Genomic DNA, 16,470 nt, shown 5'->3' with positions numbered 1-16,470 from the left:
GAACGCTGAGATGGCGGCTTTGCCGCGCTGACAAGGCTTCTCTTCCGGCCGATTGGTGATCCGAGGGGTCTGCCACCGGGCCAACCCCCTCCGCGTCCTCCGCGCCTCCGCGCGAACCAGCATTCTATTGGCGCTCAAAGCGCCCGCTTGAACGCCCAACTGACATGCGCACCGCCCGCCGGAGTTTCGCCCGTGACGACCAGTTGCTGCGTCGCCACGGGGCGCCCAGAACCGTCGATCCACAGCGACTCCTCGATCGCCAGCGTGCCGCCGCGACAGCGGAACTGCCACAGCGCGCCGTCATCGAGTCGCAGGATCGCCTGTCCGCTTTCCGCCGTCACCATCGCCTCGACCCCGTCGCCGAGGTGGAAGCGCAAAGCAAAATTGGTGCTCCCCGCCTGCCGCTTGCGCCCCTCCGGCAACAGCGCGTCCTCGCCGCGCAGTTCGCGTCCGTCGCCGGTCAGCAGCAATTGACGGCGATGGGTGAAGCCATAGCGGCGGACATAGCCGTCATGGCTCGCCTCGATCCGGCTGGCCGCGTCGGATTCCTGACGGCTCAGTTCCACCTCGGCCACCCCGCGCCCCAGCGTGCCATCGGCATGGATGGCGGTGGAGTTGGAGTCACCCAGGGTCAGCGTCGAATGCGCCGCCGTGGTGCGCAGGCCATGCGCCAGGCTGGCGGGCACCTGTGCCACGGTCGCGCGCGCGCCGCCGCAATTGACGACGATCCGTTGCGCCCCGTCCGAAAACTCGAAGGCCAGCGTCGAGGCGCAACCGCCCTCGATCGCCCGTGCGATCGGCGGGGGAGCGGCGTCCATGACCAGCACCGCCTGCGCCGCCGCCAGCCGCTGATACCCCCAGTCGCCCGCCTGGCGCAGCGGCCGGGTCCGCACGCCCGATGCCTCGATCACGGCGGCGATCCGCTCCGCCGTCTCGGGGCCGGAGCCCTGCCAGCTCGACAGGGCACGGTCGCCATGCATCACGCCGAGCAGTACCGAGATCATCTTCTGCAACCGCGCCTGGAACGGGTCCGGGAAGGCCAAGCCTCGTGCGTCATAGACTTCGCGCATCATGGTCAGCAGCATGACGGCATCGAGTTGCACCGAAGGACTGCGCGCGATGACGCCGCCATCCGCGAACAACCCGGTGTCGAGCGCGCGGGCCAGCCCGGCCTCGCCGAATGCCTGGCGCGGATCGCCGCCCGCCAGCAACAGCCCCGCCGCGATCACCCCGCACCATGCGGCGATCCGCGCGACCCCGGCGGGGGCCTTGTCCGCGCCGCGATCCAGATGCCGCGCCCCCCGTGCCATGGTGTTGAGCACCCGCGAGCGATAGACGAGATCGGTCGAGGACAGGATCAGCGGCGCATGCGCGGTCCAGAACAGGATGCGCCGCCCCCACAGGTCGGGCCGCCACGCCGTCGCATCGACCGTCTCGGCAAAGGCATCGAGCCAGCGGCCCATCAGATATTCGGCGATCGGCGCGCCTTGTGCCCGTGTCGCCACCGTCGACAGGTCGCGCAGCCAGGCGAAGCTGTGCAGATGGTCGGCGAACCCCGTCGACCAGTCGGGTCGGGCGAAGTCGATCGATTCGACCCCACGCTCCTCGCCGCGCCAGTCGAGCACCCCGCCGAGCAAGGCATGGCCGCGCTCGATATCGCCCAGGATCGGGTCCTCGGGCACCGCCATCAGCTTGAGCGGATGCCGTCCCTTCAACCGCAGCGAATGCAGCGGCGTCCGCCAGGTCAGCCGGTGGAGATGCTCGCTCAACCGGTCGGCAAGCGACAGGCCGCCGGTCTGCACCCGAACGAGGCGCTTGCCCTCCTCGATGCTGTCCGCGCCGTTGGGGGCGGGGCCGCCCTGTTCCTGACTGCGCATCCCGCTCAACCGCGCAGCGCGGCGATATTGGCGGCGTAATGCGCCGGGCCGCCCCGGAACGCGGCGGTGCCCGCGACCAGCGCATCGGCCCCCGCCTCGATACAGCGTTTCGCCCAGGCCGGATCGACGCCGCCGTCCACCTCCAGATCGATGGCGCGGCCGCTATGGTCGATCATCTTGCGGATCGCGGCGATCTTCTTGAGCTGGCTTTCGATGAAACTCTGTCCGCCGAACCCCGGATTGACGCTCATGACGAGGACCAGGTCGACCATGTCGATCAGATAATCCAGCATCTTGGCGGGGGTGCCGGGGTTCAACACGACCCCGGCGCGCTTGCCCAGCCCCTTGATATGCTGGATCGTGCGGTGGATGTGCGGCCCCGCCTCCGGGTGGACGGTGATCGTGTCCGCCCCCGCCTCGGCAAAGGCGTCCAGATAGGCGTCGATCGGCGAGATCATCAGATGCACGTCGAACGGCTTGGCCGTGTGCGGGCGCAGCGCCTTCACCACCGCCGGGCCGATGGTGATGTTGGGCACGAAATGCCCGTCCATCACATCGATGTGAATCCAGTCGGCACCGGCGGCGTCGATGGCCCGGACTTCTTCGCCCAAGCGGGCGAAATCGGCGGAAAGGATGGAAGGAGCGATACGCACGGGAAGCATGAATTAACCCTTATCGCGATCTCGCGCCCAAGTCAGCCTTTGCGTTGCAGCGTGGCGATGAAGAACCCGTCGAGCCGCCCTTCTTTCGCGAGCATCGTCGGCAGGGTGCGGATCGTGCCCTTGTCGGTGATACCGGGCCAGTCGCCGGTGATCGGGACGAGCGCGTAATCGGGGCGCGCGTCCAGGAACGCCGCGATCTGCGCCTCGCCCTCCTCGGGCTCCAGCGAGCAGGTGGCATAGACCATCGTGCCGCCGGGTTTCAGCCAGTCGGCGGCGCGGGTCAGGATCGCGCGCTGCAACGCCGCCATCTCGGCGATGATCGCGGGGCGGACGCGGTAGAGGACGTCCGGGTGGCGGCGAAAGATGCCGCTGGCGCTGCACGGCGCATCGACCAGAATGGCGTCCGCAGGCGTCTTTGGGCCCCATTCGCGCAAATCGGCGGTGACGATTTCGGCGGATTGACGGGTGCGCTCCAGATTCTCGCTCAGGCGGGCGAGACGCGATTCGGACTGGTCGATCGCGGTGACGGTCCACCCGGCGGCGGCGAGTTGCAGCGTCTTGCCCCCCGGCGCGGCGCACAGGTCGAGCACATGCCCCTTCCCCTCGCCCAACAGGCGCGCGGGGATCGAGGCGGCGAGATCCTGCACCCACCAGGCCCCTTCGTCGAAGCCCTGCAACTCCATCACCGCGTTGCCCGAGGGCAGGCGGACATGACCGGGCATCAGGCTGATCCCACCCAGCTTTTCCACCCATTCGGCGGTGGCGGCGGGATCGGCCAGCGTCAGGTCGAGCGGCGGCGGCGCGGCGATGGCGTGGGCGGCGGCCTCGACCATCTCCTCACCCCAATTCGCTTCCCAGCGCGCTTCGGTCGCATCCGGCAGCGCAGGGATTTCGGGGAGCAGCACGCCGCTCTTGGTGATGGTGCTGAACACGCCGTGGACCAGCTTGCGGGGGCCACCATCGACCAGCGGCAACACCGTCGCGATGGCGGCATGCGGCGGCGTGCCCAGCGCCAGCACCTGGACCAGCGCGATCCGCAGCGCGAAGCGCGCCTTGGCGTCATCGGGCAGCCGCTGCTTGGTCGCCGAGTCGATCAGTGCGTCGAGGTCGGGCAGGCGGCGCAACGTCTCCGCCGCGATGGCATGGGCCAGCCCGCGATCCGGCCCGCCCGCCAGCGCGCGAGTCGCCGACGCCAGCGCGGCCTCCAACGGTTCCCCCCGGCGCAGCACCGCGTCGAGCAGACGGATGGCGGCGCGGCGCGCGGCAGTGCCCAGCGGCTCGGTGGGGCGCTGCTGCCGCCCGCGCCGGTCCTCGCCCTTGGGCGGTCCGCGACGATCGGGACGGCCACGGCTCGGCGATTGGGGAGGACGTGTCACTTGGCAAAACTCCTGTCAGCCCCGACATGGGCTGCAATATTTGCCCCTTAGTCGAAAGGACCGCCCGTGGGCCAGCGCCCCGACCATGTGAAGCCGCCCGCTTACCTTTCCCAGAACCCGCCGGTGCCGCAGCCCGAGGCGAGGCCGGAGCCGCGGGAAGATCCGTTGGGGAAGAACCCGGTGCGCTATGGCGATTGGGAGTTGAAGGGGGTCGCGGTCGATTTCTGAGGGATCCGGAGCCCCAACTCTTCTTAAAGCCCCTCTCCCGGCAGGGGGAGGGGTTGGGGAGGGGCAAGGCCGCAGGCGATGGTCTCTGCGAGACGCCCTGCCCTCCCCCATCCCCTCCCGCCTGCGGGAGGGGAGCGGCCAGAGGATGGGTTACGCAAATCCAATCCCCGTTCAGCCTGAGCGAAGTCGAAGGCTATGCCCCGACCTCACCCCAATCACCGCCGAACGAGCGTCCCCGCCCCCTGTCTGGTGAAAATCTCCAGCAGCATCCCATGCGGCACCCGCCCGTCCAGGATCACCGCCGCATCCACCCCGGCCTCGACCGCCGAGACGCAGGTCTCCAGCTTCGGGATCATCCCGCCCGAGATCGTCCCGTCGCTACGCAATTCCGCGATCCGCGCGGGATTCAGGTCGGTCATCAACTCGCCCTGCTTGTCCAGCACCCCCGCGACATCGGTCAGCAGGAAGAATCGCGCCGCGCCCAGCCGCGCGGCGATCGCGCCCGCCATGGTGTCGGCGTTGATGTTATAGGTGTGGCCGTCCAGCCCGATGCCGACCGGCGCGATGACGGGGATGATGCCGTCGGCGCACAGGCTTTCGATCAGGCGCGGATCGACCGCCACCGGCTCTCCGACGAAGCCCAGATCGACATGCCGCTCGATCCCCTTCAACGGATCGGCCTCGCGCCCCTGCACCTTCTCGGCGATGACGAGGCCCGCATCCTTGCCCGAAATGCCGACCGCGCGGCCGCCGGCGGCGGCGATCCAGCTCACGATTTCCTTGTTGATCGATCCCGCCAGCACCATCTCGGCGATCTGCGCGGTTTCCTTGTCGGTCACGCGCAGGCCGTTGACGAACTGCGACTCGACGCCCAGCCGCTTGAGCATCGCGCCGATCTGCGGGCCGCCGCCATGGACCACGACCGGGTTGATGCCGACCGCCTTGAGCAACACCATATCCTCGGCGAAGTCGCGCTGCCGTTCGGGATCGCCCATGGCGTGGCCGCCATATTTCACCACGAAGGTCTTGCCCGCATAACGCTGAAGATAGGGCAGCGCCTCGGTCAGCGTCTCGGCCTTGGCGAGCAGGGCGGCGTCGGGATCGTGGTTGGTCATGGCGCGCCCTTTATCGCGGGTCGGGAACGGGGAAAACCGGCAATATGCGGGACAGGTCGATCAGGCGCGGTCCAGCCGCCGTCCCAGCCCCACGAACAGATAGATCAGCGGCGGCACCAGCACGGCGGACAGCGTGACCTTGGCGATCATCTGTCCCACGATCAACTGGCCGATCGGGAACGCCCCGTAAAAGGCGATGGTGACGAACAGCAGCGTGTCGACCACCTGGCTCAGCATGCTGGCCACCGCCGCGCGCAGCCAGAGCAGCCTGCTGCCCTCCCGCCCCTTGAGCGCCGCGAAGATGGTGACGTTCAGCGTCTGCGACACGCCGTAAGCAACGATCCCGCCCAACCAGATCCGCCAGGTCGAGCCCAGCACCAACTGGATCGCGTCGCGATTGGCCGGGATCATCTCGGGCGAGGGCGGCAGCATCCACACCACCCAGGACAGGCCCAGCGATACGAGCAATGGCACGAAGCCCACCCGCACCAGACGCCCCGCGACCGAAGGCCCATGCAATTCCGCCACCGCGCTCGACGTCACGACCAGCAACAGGAAGGCGAAGATGCCCGCCTCCACCGCGAGCGGCCCCAGCGAGACCTGCTTGTTGCCCAGCACGCCCGCGATGCACACCATGCCGCCGTAGAAGATCGACAGGGCAAACAGCGAGGGCGAAATCAGAGACTTGGCGGGGGGCGTGACGCCGTCGGGATGGTCCATCGGCGACTGCTAGCGCGAAATTGGTCTGGGGCAAAGGACTTGCGAACTTCGGCGCCATGCCCCTCCAGCATCCTTCGGATGGTCCCCCTCCCCAAGCACAGCTTGGGGGGGAATGAACTTCAAATCCTCCCCATTTCCGATGGGGAGGGGGACCGCGCCCGCCAGGGCGTGGTGGAGGGGCAGGCTCCCTCTCCTCTTGCACCCCGCCGCCCGAACCGCTCTATTCCCGCCGAAACGAAAACAAGGGGATGACATATGCGGTTGGCGAAATGGCTTGGCGGGGTCGCCGCGACGCTGGCACTGCTGCCCGGACTGGCGGCGGCGCAGACCCGTCCCGACCAGAAGGCGTTCTTCGACCTCTACAAGCAACTGGTCGAAACCAATACCAGCCTGTCGGTCGGCAGTTGCACCCAGGCCTCCGCGCAGATCGCCGAGCGGTTGAAGGCGGCGGGCTATAAGGACGCCGACATCACCCTGTTTTCCGTCCCCGAGCATCCCAAGGACGGCGGCATCGTCGCCATCCTGCCCGGCACCGACAAGAGCCGCAAGCCGATGCTGCTGCTCGGCCATCTCGACGTGGTCGAGGCCAAGCGCGAGGACTGGACCCGCGATCCGTTCAAACTGATCGAGGAGGACGGTTTCCTCTACGGACGCGGCACCGTCGACGACAAGGCGATGAGCGCGGTCTGGGCCGACACGCTGATCCGCCTGAAGAAAACGCCGCCCAAGCGCACCATCAAAATGGCGCTGACCTGCGGTGAGGAAACGACCTTCGCCTTCAACGGTGCGGAGTGGCTCGCCAAGAACAAGCCCGATCTGATTTCGGCCGAGTTCGTGTTGAACGAGGGCGGCGGCGGTCGGCTCGATGCGGACGGCAAGCGCGAATTGCTGGCGGTGCAGGTCGGCGAGAAGGCGGCGCAGAATTACACCTTCCTCGCGACCAACCCCGGCGGCCACAGTTCGCAGCCGACGCCCGAGAACGCGATCTACGAACTCGCCGACGCGGTGAAGGCGGTGCAGGGCTACGAATTCCCCGTCGTCCTGACCGACACCACCCGCGCCTTCCTGACCGCCACCGGGCAAAAGGTCGGCGGACAGTTGGGCGATGCGATCACCCGGCTGCTCGCCGATCCGAACGACAAGGCGGCGGACGCGATCGTCAGCCAGGACAAGGCGCTGCACTCGACGCTGCGCACCACCTGCGTCGCGACCTTGTTGCAGGCGGGCCATGCCGAAAACGCCCTGCCCCAGCGCGCGACCGCCAATATCAACTGCCGCATCTTCCCCGGCGAGACGGTCGAGGGGACGCTGGCCAAGCTGAAAGAACTGGCGGGCCCCAAGATCACCGTCACCGCCAACCAACCCGTCCGCCCGACCGCCATCCCGCCCAAGCTGGACCCGAAGGTCATCGGGCCGATGACCACGCTGGCCGCCAGGCATTTCCCCGGCGTGCCGCTGGTCCCGATGATGTCGACCGGCGCGACCGATCGCATCTTCTTCCAAGCGATCGGCATCCCCGTCTATGGCGCGCCGGGTATCTTCATCGAAAAGGACATGTCGGGCATCCATGGTCTGAACGAGCGGATTCGGGTCAAGTCGCTCTATGACGGGCGCGACTATCTCTACGATCTGGTGCGCGCCTACGCCTATTGACCGTGGCGCGGGCGGCGTCGGTCCGGCGTCGCCCACTAGGACCAATCGACATGTCATGCCACTCCTTCTTCCCTCTCCCCTGGATAGGGGAGAGGGATAGCGGAGCTTGCCAGCCTGCTGGCTAGCGCAGCTTGGGTGAGGGGTTGAGCGAGCCGCAGGCTCGCGCGCTCTTCGAGCGCACACCCCTCACCCAGCTCCGACTAAGCCTTTGCTTTCGCAAAGACCAAGTCTGCGCAACCCTCTCCCCTCCATGAGGGGCGAGGGAAAAGAAGGGTATATCGGAATGTCGATCCGGCCTACGCGGCTTGACTCTTAAATCTACATATGTCGTATTGTGGACATGATCCGCCATCGACAGCCTTCTCGACAGATGTGCGCCCTGCTCGCCGCGATGATGGCCGACGCCGCGACGTGGCGGCATGGCTATGACCTGATGAAGGATACCGGCCTGTCGTCGGGGACGCTCTATCCGCTGCTGATGCGGATGACCGAGAAGGGACTGGTCGAGTCGGAATGGCGCGATCCTGCACAGCCTGGACGGCCCGCGCGGCATGTCTATCGCCTGACCGCCGCCGGGATCGCGCTGGCCCGGTCGCAGGACGATGGCGACGCGGCCCGCGCGGCATGGGCCCCCGCATGAGCGGCGTGCTGGCGGAGCGGATCGTGGCGCTCGCCGTCCGCTGCCTGCCGCCGCAGGAGCGGTCCTGGGGCCAAGCGATGCAGGCCGAACTCGAAGAGGTCGCGGCGGACGGGCAGGCCCTGCCCTTCGCGCTGGGGTGCCTGATGACGGCATGGCGACGCCTGCCGCTGCACCGCGAGGGGCGGGCGCTGCTGGCGAGCCATGCCCTGACGATCGGGCTGATCCTTCCCTTCGCCGCCTTTCATGTTCAATGCGGCTTGCGTGGGGCCTATTTCCTGATCGCGGGCCGCGATCCCTATTACACCGTCCTGACCATGGGGAGTGCTGCGCAACAGGCGCGGGCCGCGCTCTATCGCGACATGACGCCCGCCGTGACGGTGCTGCTGTTGCTGCTGGGGCTGGCGCATATGCTCCTCGCCTGGGCGGTGGTTCAAAGGCGTTGGGGGCGGGCCGCGATGCTCTGGCTGGTGGCGGGCGTCATCGCCGCCGCGACCGTCATCGTCATCGCGCCGATCGCCACGCCGACCGGCATCGTCGTGCAATGGCTGGCGCTGGGCATCGAGATGCTCGCCATTCCCATCCTCGCCCGCTGGCGGATCGCCCCTACGCCCTGTCCCTGATGGAGGTCCCATGACGTCACTGTTCCTGCTCGCGGCGCTGGTCGCGGGCGACGTTACCCCTGCCGCGATGCAAGGCGCACGGCTTCGCGCCGGGTCCGCCTGCTACACGCTGACCGCCGACGGAAAGGCGATGGGCACCACGCTCCAGACGATCACCGCGACCCGCGCGGGCGGCAAGCCCACTTGGGACATCGTCGTTCACCAGAAGGTCGGCAACGGCGCGTTCGACATGCGCGACCATTTCGTCGTCGACCGGCGCACGCTCCTGCCGCTGCATATGGATAGCCGGCGCGGCGTCGCGCGGACCGATCGCGGCTGGCACCGCATCGCGCTCGACTATGCCGGGGGGCGGATCACCGGCACGCGTGAGACCGTGAGCGGCACGACCGCGATCGATGTCGCGGCGGACCAGCCGGTGTGGGACGGCAATTTATGGGGCGTGACCTTCGCCGCGCTGCCGCTGGAGCAGGGGGCTCGCTACACCCTGCCCTTCTGGCAATATGACAAGGGCTTCGGCCGGTTCACCGCGCGAGTCGTCGGGCGTGAAAGCGTGGACACCCCGTCCGGCAAGGTCACGGCCTGGATCGTCGAGGCGGGCGACGATCCGGCGCACCTTTTGCGATACCGCATCGCGCGCAGCCCGCGTCAGGAACTGGGCTATAGCGCCGGATCGCATGGGCAGCGGCTGGGCGGCACCTGTTCGTGATCCGAAGCTGGCGCGTGGCTGAACGCCGCCGCCACGATGGGTTCAGGATAGGGGGCGTATCACCTCATCATCCGGGAGCGGATCGATGTCTTGAGGTGTCGCGATGACCATTCGCAAAACTGCTTTGCTGTTCGCACTCGCCGGGGGGGCGCTGCTCGCCTCCACCGCCGCCACGGCCCAGTCCTGGGGCTATGATTCCTATCTGGCGAACCAGGCGCATCAGGATGCGCGATACCGTGCCTATCAGGCGGGCCGGGATCAGCGCGCCGCCGATGAGGCTGCCTATTATGGCGATTACCGCGCTGCGGACGCCTATGCGCACGACGCCGCCATCCGCCGGTCGGAGGCCAAGCAGGCGGCCCGCTTCGCTCATCAGGAGAAGAAGGCGGCCTATTGGGGTTCGTGGCGGCATCACGGCTGGGGCTGGTAAGCACCGGCACTGCCTGCCCCGCCCAAACGAAAAAGGGGCCGACGCGATGAAGCGTCGGCCCCTTTTTTCAGGTCGATCGCGCCGAGCGATCAGCCGTCGTAGTCGGCGCCCAGATTCTGGTTGCGCGGCGGTGCGGCGGCGGTCAGGCGCAGCGCCTCGGCCGATGCCTGGAGGCTGCCGACATCGTCCGCCTCGTCCTCGTCATCGATCTGGACGCGCTGCAGGCTGTTGACCACGGCTTCTTCCAGATGGGTCGGACGAACCGTTTCCTCGGCGATCTCGCGCAGGGCGACGACCGGGTTCTTGTCGCGATCGCGGTCGACGGTCAGGTCGGCCCCGCCCGAAATCTGACGAGCCCGCTGCGCCGCGAACAGCACCAGATCGAACCGGTTGGGAATCTTGTCGACGCAATCCTCGACGGTGACGCGCGCCATGCGTGTGTCCTTCGCAAATAATGCTGGGATGAAAGCGGGCCACCTAACAGCAAAGGGCGGACAAGTCAAAAGCCTTGGCCAAAGCGCGGCATCGTGCAACGCCCCTGTCACCTCGATCGTTACGCTTTCGAGAGGATCATGTCATCGAAGCGCCCGTAATCTCGCAAGGCCCTCCCCCTGAGCAACCGGTCTTTCGGGTCGGTGACGACGCGCTGACCCTGCTCGACACCGGGCCCCGGCGGCTGGAGGCGGTGCTCGACCTGATCGACGGGGCGCGGGTCAGCCTGCGCATCCTCTATTATATCTATGCCGATGACGAGACCGGGCGGCGCGTGCGCGACGCGATGATCGCCGCGGCGCGGCGCGGGGTGGCGGTGTCGGTGGTGGTGGACGGGTTCGGCGCGGGCGCGGACGAGGCGTTCTTCCGCCCGCTGGTCGACACCGGCGCGCGACTGTCGCGGTTCGAGCCGCGCTTCGGTCGCCGCTATCTGCTGCGCAATCACCAGAAGCTGGCGCTGGCCGACGCCGAAGGGCCCGCCCCGCGAATCATCATCGGCGGCTTCAATATCGAGGATGATTATTTCGGCACCCCCGCCGACCAGAGCTGGCGCGATCTGGGCCTGCTGGTCGAGGGACCGACGGCGGCGCGAATGGCGGGCTATTTCGATGCGCTCTACGACTGGACGCAGAATCCCAAGGGCCGGTTGCGCAACCTGAACAAGGCGCTGGCGCATTGGAGCGAGGCGAAGGGGCGGTTGCGCTGGCTGATCGGCGGACCGACCCGACGGCTGTCCCCCTGGGCGCGGACGGTGCGCGACGACATGCGGCGCGGGCGGCGGATCGACCTGATCGCGGCCTATTTCACCCCCAGCCCGACCATGCTCCGTCGCCTCGACCGCGCGGGGCGGCGCGATGCCGAGGTGCGGATCGTGACGGCGGGGAAGTCGGACAACCAGGCGACGATCGCGGCGGCGCGCTTCACCTATGCGGGCCTGCTGCGCAAGGGCGTGCGAATCTTCGAATATCAGCCGACCAAGCTGCACACGAAGCTATATGTCATCGACGATGCCGTGCATATCGGCTCCGCCAATTTCGACATGCGCAGCCTGTTCGTGAATCTCGAACTGATGCTGCGGGTCGAGGACCCGGCCTTCGCCGCCCATGTCCGCGCCTATGTCGATGGCGAGGTCGCGCGGTCGGAGGCGATCACGCCGGACTGGTACAAGCGCCAGACCGGCTGGTTCCAGCGGCTGCGCCAGTTCGCCGCCTATATCCTGATCGCGGTGATCGATCCCTCGGTATCGCGGGGGCTGAACTTCGGGATCGATTCGCCGGACGGGGATTAGGACGTCATTCCAGCGAAGGCCCCAACTTGCGCCGGGGCGACGGGTCGATCGATCAATCCTTCCACGCCCAATAGAGCTGGGCCGGCGGCACGTTCCACCATTCCATGTCGTGGTCGATGTTCGACCAGTGCGGAACAAGGAAGTCCTTCACCTTGGGGCTGAACTGATAGACCAGGAACGCCCCGCCGGGACGCAGCACCTCGTGCGTCGCCCGCGCGATCGCAGGACCCACGCCGGGCGGCAGGGTGGAGAAGGGCAGGCCCGACAGCACGTAATCGGCATGGTCGAAGCCATGGTCGCGCACGATCTTCTGCACGTCCGCCGCCGATCCGTTCACCGCGGCGAAGCGGGAATCGATAATGGTGTGGCTCAGATAGTCGCAGAAATCGGCATTGGTATCGATCGCGATCAGCTTCGCGTCGGGCGCCATCCGCTCCAGGATCGGGCGGCAGAAGGTGCCGACGCCCGGACCATATTCGACGAACAACTTGGTATTGGCCCAGTCGACGGGCCCGAGCATCTTGCGGATCAGCTTGCCCGAAGACGGGATGATCGAACCGACCATCACCGGATGTTTCAGAAATTGCTGAAAAAACATCTGGCCGGGCGACGGATAACCCGTGGCGTCGGTGCGGGACTTGCGCGCGGCGGTGGTCGAGCTGGGCATCGAGTTCCTGTCGTTCGTGATCCCCGCGTGGAGGAAACGCGAGGGAAATCCCCTCGTCGCACAGGTGCCGAACGACTTTCAAGCTATTGGGTTGCGACGAAGCGGCGCATTCCGTCGCAAAGCGGATGACGAAAAGGGGAGCTGACGTGACCCCGGTCTTTCATCCAGCGACAACCAGAGACCGACCGTGGTTTTCGCGCAGGTGCGCAGGTGAAGCAACGGGCAGGGTTAACCCTGCCCGTTGCTGTTCGAGCCCGGCAGCGAAGGCTGCCGGAGTGGCGTAGCCGAGCGACGAGTGCGGTCGCTCGGTGTTATAGTCGTCGACCCAGCGCGCCAGGATCGAGCGGGCCTGGCCGATGGTGAAGAACAGCGTCTCGTTGAGGAGCTCGTCGCGCATGCGACCGTTGAAGCTCTCGACAAACCCGTTCTGCGTCGGCTTGCCAGGCGCGATGTAGTGCCACTCGACGCCGACATCTCCCGACCAGGCAAGCACCGCGTTCGACGTCAGTTCAGTCCCGTAGCACATCGGGAAGCGCTGGAACGGGAGCCACTGTGGCCCTGATGAAGACAAGGCCGCGAAGCGGCCGCAGGCTTCATCAGGGCAAGCCATGGCCGGCCAGCGGGTATCTAAAGTGAAGTTGTCGAGACAACACTTTGGAGGCCGACCGACCATGACCAAGCTCACCTCTACGCCTGCCGGCGCTGTGCTGGTAGCCATCGACATGTCCAAGAACCGGCAGGAGATCCTCATCGAGCGACCGGAAGGCGGCCGGCGCCGGCGGATGACCGTCATGGCGACCAGGCAGGACTATGACGGCTTTGCCGAGCAACTCGCTGGCATCGGCCGTCCCATCGTCGTCGGGTTCGAGGCGACGGGTAATTACCATCGCACGCTGGCACATCGGCTGCTGACAGCGGGGTTCGAGCTGCGCCTTATCTCGTCAGTCGCGCTCGCCCGAACGCGCGAGGCGCTGCACAACGGCTGGGACAAGAACGACCCCAAGGACGCGCAGGTCATCCTGCACATGCTGCGGATCGGCGCGACGCAGCGTTACGTCGACCCGCTGGTGGCCGGGATCAACGACCTGCAGGAGCTGTCGAAAACCCACGAGACGATCTCCAGGATGAAGACGCAGACCTGGCACCGGATCCTGACCCACTACCTGCCGCTATACTTCCCCGAGATCGCCCGCTTCGCAGGCAATAGCCGGTCCGACTGGTTCCTCGCGCTCATCGAGCGGTTTCCGACACCGGCCATCATCACGGCGCTAGACCGCGAGGCATTCTCGGCTGCGGCATGGCCGCTCATCGGCCGCAAGGTTTCCAAGGCACGCCTCATCAATGACATCTACGAGACGGCGTCCGCCTCGACGGCGCTGCCGGTCCCGGAGGACTCGGCCGCCATCACCATGTTCCGCATGGTCATCGCGCAGGGGCGCAGCCTCATCCACCAGCGTGACGAGATCGAGCGGCTGGCCCATACGCGGCTCGCCGATGACGTCGACTACCAGCTGCTGCGCAACATTCCGGGCATCGGTCCGATCAACGCGCTGACCATCCTGGCCGAGGCTGGTGATCTGCGGCGCTTCAACCATCATCGCCAGTTCCTGAAGTTCCGCGGTCTCGATCTCGCAACGTGTCAGTCGGGCACGTTCCGCGGCCGCACAAAGCTGTCCAAGTACGGTAACGCGCGCCTGCGCCGGACCTTCTGGATGGCTGCCCAGGTCGCCGCGCGTCAGCGCGACAACAGCTTCCGCGACAAGCTCGGACGGTACACCGCCGGGCACGCGGACGATGCCGACCGTCGCCGCAAGGCGATGACGGCGCTCACCGCCAAGATGGCGCGCGTGGCTCACGCCGTCGTCAAGACGGGGACAGAGTACCGGCCGTTTCTCGAACGGTCGGATGCCAGGTGGAAGGACCCCTCTCTGCAAGTGCCGTGAGGGCGCTCGTCGAGCGACCCTGTAGATAATGTTCGGGCCTTCCACCTGGGTGCGTATCTCGTTTTAAGGATGGTGAGGACCACGGCCGCCCCGGCGCCGCTGGATCCTGTGTTTGCTATGGCAGGGAGCGATCCCGTTGACGGTGGGAGCCATCTGGCTCAGATTGCATGCCGCGCCGATGGTTGTCGGCGCATGGATATCTGCTGGCAAAAACCCGCCGCTGCTTCCCCACATAGGACGTTGTCGCTGACAATCATCTTCGGCCTGCCGCGCTCGGCGATCAGATCGGCCAGCTCGCGCACGACCCGCCGGCCCGAGATTGACGTGTCCACTACCGCCCGGAGGCATTCGCGCGTGACGTCGTCGATGATGTTGAGCACGCGGAACCGTCGGCCGGTAACGAGCTGGTCGTGCACGAAGTCCAAGCTCCAGCACTGATTGGGAAGTGCCAGCACCGGCGCGGGCGCCCGCGCGCCGACGGCGCGCTTTCGTCCCTTCCGGCGCCTGACAGTCAGCCCTTCCTCACGATAGAGCCGCTGGGTCTTCTTGCGGTTGATCGTGATGCCGTCCCGGCGAAGCAGGATGTGCAGACGCCGATAGCCGAACCGCCGGCGCTGCTGCGCCAACTCACGCAAACGCGACCGCAGGTCGCCATCATCCGACCGGCACGAGCGATACCGCATGCTCGTGCGGTCTGCCCCAACGACCGTGCACGCCCGCCGCTCGCTCATCCCCAACGTCGCCTGGAGATGCGCGACCGCTTGCCGCTTCGCGGCGGGCGTCACCACTTTTTTGACAGCAGGTCTTTCAACCATCTGCTCTTCCGAAAACTGCTTCCGCTTCATTCCGTCCGTCCCTTTAAGGAGACGGTCTCTACTTCCAGTTGGATGAAGAAACGGGGGTCACGTCAGCGAATGTGTTGAAAATCAGTGACTTGGCAGAGGTGGGGAGTCCTTAAGTGAGGATCCTGCCGCCCCAGCCATATTGCCATCTAAGTTATTGTTTTAACGGCAGAACATCGGTCGCAGCCACCGGATTGGGCCGGTGGGTGTGACGGCTCCATGTGGAGATGCCGTGCCCGCGATCCAGAACGTCGAGCGCCGAGGCGCCGTCTATTACTGGCGCCGTACCGTCCGTTTTCAGGATGGTAAGCCTTTTACCCTACGCCTCAGCCTCCGAACGACCGCCCAGGCGGTGGCGCGCAGCATGGGGTGCGCGATGACGGCGAAGAGCGAGACGCTGAAGATGACCTTGGGCCAGGACGGCCGAGCCGCAAGTCTGACGACCGTCCAGAAGGCAGGAATCTTCCGCGAGGCGATGGAGGGGATGCGCGACCATCTCGAGCGGGTTCACGTCGGCTACCAGCGCACCGATCCCGACGCGACGTTCATGATCGAGGGGCTCGTCGGCATCTACGAGGCGATGCTGAGGGATTTCGTCGTGCATGGCGTCCCGGAGAATGTGGGTAGCCGCCAACATGTCGAGGCACGCTTTCCGGGGCTGTCGGACGAACAGAAGGAGACGCTGATCGACTTCTTCGCCGATCGACCGGACTGGCGTGAACGGTCGCATGACAAGGCCGTTCAGGATCTTCAGACAGCGGGCGTCGTCGAAACCGAGGACAATCTTGACATCGCCCGGAAGGTCAACCTTGAAGGACGACTTGCGGCCGCGCTGGAATATCGGCGTCGCCTTGTCGATCCGGCGACGATGTGGGCGACCATGACCGACGATCGTGGCCCGGCCGCGGCGATGCCCTTCGCCGCTGTTGCCGCCGCGCCGGTGGCTGTTCCTGCTCTGGTTCCGCCGCGCGAGCCGGAGGTGGCCGAGCCGTGGGCATCGATGACGCCGACCCAGGCCGCAGAGCGATTCATCGCCGACAATCCCAAGATCGTCGGCGACGCGAGGCGGAAGGCCCGCTGGACGGAGAAGATCCGCGCTACAATCTGGTCACGATCGACGGCATTCCGCTCGCATCGCCTGATTGGGTGTATCGCGGCGCGCGGCTCGACATGCTGCCCTCCTCGCTGGTGTCGCGGATCGAGGCGATCAA

14 protein-coding genes and 4 pseudogenes are annotated in these 16,470 nt (G+C 66.8%); 9 read left to right on the top strand and 9 right to left on the bottom strand.

Going from position 1 to position 16,470, the window contains the following annotated elements; all coding sequences use genetic code 11:
• Nucleotides 1-134: 134 nt before the first annotated feature.
• From SM191_RS07275 to SM191_RS07265, 3 genes are read right to left on the bottom strand one after another with little or no spacing between them, the layout of a single operon-like run.
• Nucleotides 135-1,877 carry a heparinase II/III family protein gene (locus SM191_RS07275; RefSeq protein ID WP_341505599.1) on the bottom strand — a complete coding sequence of 581 codons (1,743 nt, stop codon included), beginning with the start codon at nt 1,875-1,877 and terminating at the stop codon, nt 135-137.
• Nucleotides 1,878-1,882: 5 nt separating this feature from the next.
• Entirely contained in the window at nt 1,883-2,539 is a 657-nt protein-coding gene (gene rpe, locus SM191_RS07270) for a ribulose-phosphate 3-epimerase (protein ID WP_306997300.1), read from the bottom strand.
• 32 nt (nt 2,540-2,571) lie between these two features.
• Entirely contained in the window at nt 2,572-3,813 is a 1,242-nt protein-coding gene (locus tag SM191_RS07265; protein ID WP_341505663.1) for an RsmB/NOP family class I SAM-dependent RNA methyltransferase, read from the bottom strand.
• A 168-nt stretch (nt 3,814-3,981) separates the two neighbouring features.
• Between SM191_RS07265 and SM191_RS07260 the strand changes: the two genes are divergently transcribed.
• Entirely contained in the window at nt 3,982-4,143 is a 162-nt protein-coding gene (locus SM191_RS07260) for a DUF1674 domain-containing protein (protein ID WP_306997298.1), read from the top strand.
• 215 nt (nt 4,144-4,358) lie between these two features.
• Here SM191_RS07260 and argB read toward each other — a convergent pair whose 3' ends face one another.
• Together argB and SM191_RS07250 are read right to left on the bottom strand one after the other, a co-directional pair.
• Nucleotides 4,359-5,258 carry an acetylglutamate kinase gene (argB, locus tag SM191_RS07255; protein ID WP_306997296.1) on the bottom strand — a complete coding sequence of 300 codons (900 nt, stop codon included), beginning with the start codon at nt 5,256-5,258 and terminating at the stop codon, nt 4,359-4,361.
• A gap of 60 nt (nt 5,259-5,318) precedes the next feature.
• Nucleotides 5,319-5,978 carry a queuosine precursor transporter gene (locus SM191_RS07250; RefSeq protein ID WP_341505598.1) on the bottom strand — a complete coding sequence of 220 codons (660 nt, stop codon included), beginning with the start codon at nt 5,976-5,978 and terminating at the stop codon, nt 5,319-5,321.
• 255 nt (nt 5,979-6,233) lie between these two features.
• On the opposite strand from SM191_RS07250, the gene SM191_RS07245 reads away from it, so the two are divergent.
• The 5 genes from SM191_RS07245 (at nt 6,234) to SM191_RS07225 (ending at nt 10,027) form a co-directional block, all read left to right on the top strand.
• On the top strand, nt 6,234-7,631 hold the full coding sequence (locus SM191_RS07245; protein WP_341505597.1) for a M20/M25/M40 family metallo-hydrolase: 1,398 nt from the start codon (nt 6,234-6,236) through the stop codon (nt 7,629-7,631).
• Nucleotides 7,632-7,971: 340 nt separating this feature from the next.
• Nucleotides 7,972-8,271 (top strand): PadR family transcriptional regulator, encoded by a 300-nt coding sequence (locus tag SM191_RS07240; protein WP_341505596.1) that lies wholly within the window; start codon nt 7,972-7,974, stop codon nt 8,269-8,271.
• Entirely contained in the window at nt 8,268-8,891 is a 624-nt protein-coding gene (locus SM191_RS07235) for a hypothetical protein (protein ID WP_341505595.1), read from the top strand. The genes SM191_RS07240 and SM191_RS07235 overlap by 4 nt, the downstream gene beginning before the upstream one ends.
• Before the next feature lie 10 nt (nt 8,892-8,901).
• A complete protein-coding gene (locus SM191_RS07230; protein WP_341505594.1) occupies nt 8,902-9,597 on the top strand; it encodes a DUF3108 domain-containing protein in 696 nt (231 codons plus the stop codon).
• A gap of 103 nt (nt 9,598-9,700) precedes the next feature.
• Entirely contained in the window at nt 9,701-10,027 is a 327-nt protein-coding gene (locus SM191_RS07225; RefSeq protein WP_341505593.1) for a hypothetical protein, read from the top strand.
• Nucleotides 10,028-10,116: 89 nt separating this feature from the next.
• On the opposite strand, the gene rpoZ is transcribed toward SM191_RS07225, so the two are convergent.
• Entirely contained in the window at nt 10,117-10,461 is a 345-nt protein-coding gene (gene rpoZ / locus SM191_RS07220; protein WP_042486773.1) for a DNA-directed RNA polymerase subunit omega, read from the bottom strand.
• A 158-nt stretch (nt 10,462-10,619) separates the two neighbouring features.
• Between rpoZ and SM191_RS07215 the strand changes: the two genes are divergently transcribed.
• Nucleotides 10,620-11,807 carry a phospholipase D-like domain-containing protein gene (locus tag SM191_RS07215; RefSeq protein WP_341505662.1) on the top strand — a complete coding sequence of 396 codons (1,188 nt, stop codon included), beginning with the start codon at nt 10,620-10,622 and terminating at the stop codon, nt 11,805-11,807.
• Between the two features lie 52 nt (nt 11,808-11,859).
• On the opposite strand, the gene SM191_RS07210 is transcribed toward SM191_RS07215, so the two are convergent.
• Nucleotides 11,860-12,474: a class I SAM-dependent methyltransferase gene (locus tag SM191_RS07210; RefSeq protein ID WP_341505592.1), complete on the bottom strand. Its 615-nt coding sequence runs from the start codon at nt 12,472-12,474 to the stop codon at nt 11,860-11,862.
• A gap of 160 nt (nt 12,475-12,634) precedes the next feature.
• Nucleotides 12,635-12,991, bottom strand: a pseudogene (locus SM191_RS07205) (integrase core domain-containing protein); the annotation flags it as partial.
• Between the two features lie 154 nt (nt 12,992-13,145).
• Here SM191_RS07205 and SM191_RS07200 point away from each other — a divergent pair.
• Nucleotides 13,146-14,442: pseudogene (locus tag SM191_RS07200) on the top strand (IS110 family transposase).
• A 133-nt stretch (nt 14,443-14,575) separates the two neighbouring features.
• Here SM191_RS07200 and SM191_RS07195 read toward each other — a convergent pair.
• A pseudogene (locus SM191_RS07195) lies at nt 14,576-15,211 on the bottom strand (DDE-type integrase/transposase/recombinase); the annotation flags it as partial.
• A 280-nt stretch (nt 15,212-15,491) separates the two neighbouring features.
• Between SM191_RS07195 and SM191_RS07190 the strand changes: the two are divergent.
• Nucleotides 15,492-16,470 (top strand): annotated as a pseudogene (locus tag SM191_RS07190) (hypothetical protein); the annotation flags it as partial.

It is taken from the genome of Sphingomonas sp. 2378 (assembly GCF_038084995.1).
Lineage (GTDB): Bacteria > Pseudomonadota > Alphaproteobacteria > Sphingomonadales > Sphingomonadaceae > Sphingomonas.
Note: the sequence above shows the minus strand (reverse complement) of the source record. Positions and strands in the feature narration are given on the sequence as shown.

What these genes read in the sequence shown, in the direction of transcription:
- SM191_RS07225 (WP_341505593.1), top strand. Translation starts at nt 9,701, where the DNA reads ATGACCATTCGCAAAACTGCTTTGCTGTTCGCACTCGCCGGGGGGGCG.
- SM191_RS07235 (WP_341505595.1), top strand. Translation starts at nt 8,268, where the DNA reads ATGAGCGGCGTGCTGGCGGAGCGGATCGTGGCGCTCGCCGTCCGCTGC.
- rpe (WP_306997300.1), bottom strand. Translation starts at nt 2,539, where the DNA reads ATGCTTCCCGTGCGTATCGCTCCTTCCATCCTTTCCGCCGATTTCGCC.
- SM191_RS07250 (WP_341505598.1), bottom strand. Translation starts at nt 5,978, where the DNA reads ATGGACCATCCCGACGGCGTCACGCCCCCCGCCAAGTCTCTGATTTCG.
- SM191_RS07210 (WP_341505592.1), bottom strand. Translation starts at nt 12,474, where the DNA reads ATGCCCAGCTCGACCACCGCCGCGCGCAAGTCCCGCACCGACGCCACG.
- SM191_RS07245 (WP_341505597.1), top strand. Translation starts at nt 6,234, where the DNA reads ATGCGGTTGGCGAAATGGCTTGGCGGGGTCGCCGCGACGCTGGCACTG.
- argB (WP_306997296.1), bottom strand. Translation starts at nt 5,258, where the DNA reads ATGACCAACCACGATCCCGACGCCGCCCTGCTCGCCAAGGCCGAGACG.
- SM191_RS07275 (WP_341505599.1), bottom strand. Translation starts at nt 1,877, where the DNA reads ATGCGCAGTCAGGAACAGGGCGGCCCCGCCCCCAACGGCGCGGACAGC.
- SM191_RS07240 (WP_341505596.1), top strand. Translation starts at nt 7,972, where the DNA reads ATGATCCGCCATCGACAGCCTTCTCGACAGATGTGCGCCCTGCTCGCC.
- rpoZ (WP_042486773.1), bottom strand. Translation starts at nt 10,461, where the DNA reads ATGGCGCGCGTCACCGTCGAGGATTGCGTCGACAAGATTCCCAACCGG.
- SM191_RS07230 (WP_341505594.1), top strand. Translation starts at nt 8,902, where the DNA reads ATGACGTCACTGTTCCTGCTCGCGGCGCTGGTCGCGGGCGACGTTACC.